The 278-nt window shown below is 44.2% G+C and carries 1 pseudogene; it reads left to right on the top strand.

The features are described from left to right. A pseudogene (locus AB4585_RS27210) lies at positions 1-278 on the top strand (condensin subunit MukF); the annotation flags it as partial.

Below are 278 nucleotides of genomic sequence, written 5' to 3'. Positions count from 1 at the left end.
GTCAATGTGAGAACTTACTATCGGCAACCTCAAATACCTTAACCGAGCTGCAATCATCCTTGCAGGCCGCTGGCGATGAGCTGCAGTCTCAGCTATTGACCCTGCAACAAATTGTGTATGGCAATGAAGAGCTGGACTATATCGATGCGGTATTGTTTAGCTTGCAGGTCAAACTTGACCGAATTATTAGTTGGGGTCAGCAATCCATTGATCTATGGATTGGGTATGACCGCCACGTACATAAATTTATTCGTACCGCTATCGATATGGATAAAAAC

The organism is Vibrio sp. 10N.222.49.C9, from assembly GCF_041474985.1.
GTDB classification, from domain to species: Bacteria; Pseudomonadota; Gammaproteobacteria; order Enterobacterales; family Vibrionaceae; genus Vibrio; species Vibrio crassostreae_C.
The sequence above is the reverse complement of the archived record's forward strand: the minus strand, read 5'-3'. Positions and strand labels throughout refer to the sequence as shown.